Annotated in this window: 2 protein-coding genes; both read left to right on the top strand. The window is 45.1% G+C overall.

What is annotated here, in order from left to right; translation table 11 throughout:
• Positions 1-955: type 2 periplasmic-binding domain-containing protein (locus tag AC1DWB_RS34105; RefSeq protein WP_477545512.1), on the top strand; the 955-nt coding region annotated here is incomplete at its 5' end.
• 272 nt (positions 956-1,227) lie between these two features.
• The coding region (locus AC1DWB_RS34110; RefSeq protein WP_477545513.1) for an ROK family transcriptional regulator at positions 1,228-2,042 on the top strand (815 nt) is incomplete at its 3' end.

Here is a 2,042-nt window from a genome sequence, read left to right on the forward strand (position 1 = left end):
CAATAAGAAGGATGAGTTCGGGATCATGGGCGGAGGGATTAATGATTATAGGCAGATTGGTTCCGCATTTGGCCTGTCCCTTGTTACAGGTTCGGGATGGTCTGTACGGGACGGCAAAGTGAAATACGAATTTATTATGCCGGAATATAAGGCGTACCTGGAATGGATGAATAAAGCTTACAACGAAGGATTGATTCCGAAGGACTTCCAGACCGCTAATGGGGATGTAATGACCGAACGCAATTCCAAAAACCTGCTCGGCATTCGCGCTCGCGATTCGCTAACGGAATTCGTAAACTATAATAATCCTGAAAATACGACGCAGAAAAATACGCCTGGCGCGGTCTGGATGCCCGTAAACTTCCAGAACAAGGAAGCCGCATATCCGATGGAATCGGTAGCAGCGGTATGGCGCACTTACGGAATTACAAGCAATGCCAAGGATCCGATCGCCGCCATTCGATTGCTGGATTATATCATAGCCGGAGAAGGCAAAACCGATATGATGTACGGGATCAAAGGTGTAACGTATAACTTGGTGAATGGGAAACCGGTATCCGTCGACAACGTAAAAGAAGTAATCGGTGCAGATAAATTCATGGGTAGTGATTATGCTCCGAAAATCAATTCGAAAGAAAATCAAGAGGCCGTATTCGAACAAAAATATTTGGCCAATGACGCCAAGCTTAAAGATTGGAGCATCAAACAAGCGAATGCTATCGCATCGAAGGCGACGGTACCATTCCAACCTCCTATTCCGACAGCTGAAAATGYGGCAACGATCTCTAAGCTATTCAGTGACCTGAATACGTATCGTGACGAGATGCACGTCAAGTTTATTACGGGAGAAACGAAGTTGAGCGATTTTGATAAATACGTGAGTCGGATGAAAGAACTAGGGGCTGACAAGATCGCCGCCCTGTACCAAGAAGGCTACGATAAGCTGAAAAAATAAGTCAATCTTAATGCTGTTGTAAACGAGAGAATAGGTGCATTTATGCACCTATTYTCAGGCGTTCCTGCGCATTTTATTGGTGGAAAGACGGATTCGGTCTCTCACTGTGGAATCGATGGAAAGGCAGGGAGGTTACCGYTTGGATGCGGGCGGAGGTAACCATTCCGAACGACACACCGGATCAGCATCGACATTAGCTACTCTGTACAATTTGTGAGATATATCTTATTGTTAATAATAAGATATGATTTCAAAATAGATAGGTGATAATAGTGAATAAAAACTCAAATGCAGGCTATTTGAGACAGATTAAACAACATAATATGTCACAAGTATTGAAAGATATATGGAATTTTGAGCCTGTATCCCGCATTGAATTAGTGGATGAGACCAAGCTGACCTCGGGGACAATTACCAACCTAACATTGGACTTGTTGAAAGCCGGTTTGTTGAAGGAAACGGAGCTGACTACAGGCAGCGTAGGACGTAGAAGAGTGATGCTGCGGCTCAATGAGCAGAGCTTCAAGATAATTGGGATCGACATTGGACGTAGTTCCTACGAAATCGTTACAACGAATCTAGTTGGACATATCCTGCAATCCAAAGAAGTGGAGATTGGCAAGAATACCGATCCTCATCAAGTATTGAAAGGCGTCGTCACGATCGTGCGTGAGATGATGTCGCAAATTTCCGAACAACATGACAAGCTCTTGGGAATTGGACTCAGTATTCCGGGTCCGATGAATCTAAAGGAAGGCGTACTGTTGGTTCCACCCAATTTTCCACATTGGGAGCATTTTGAGATTCAGAAGGAATTGGAGAGCATGCTGGGGAGAAAGATTGTGATGAATGACGATGCTCGCACTTCCGCGTTAGCCGAGAGATGGTTTGGACATAGTCGGAAGCGAAAGGAAGACAGCTTTGTATACATCACAATGGGTTATGGCATCGGCGGCGGCGTTGTGTCCAAAGGTGAAATTATATTGGGCACCAACGGGCTCTATGGTCAAGTTGGACATATGACTGTCATTCCCGGAGGGGAATTATGCGAATGCGGGAATCGAGGGTGTTGGGAGACTGTAGGTTC

The organism is Paenibacillus sp. P4_E11 (assembly GCF_056401635.1).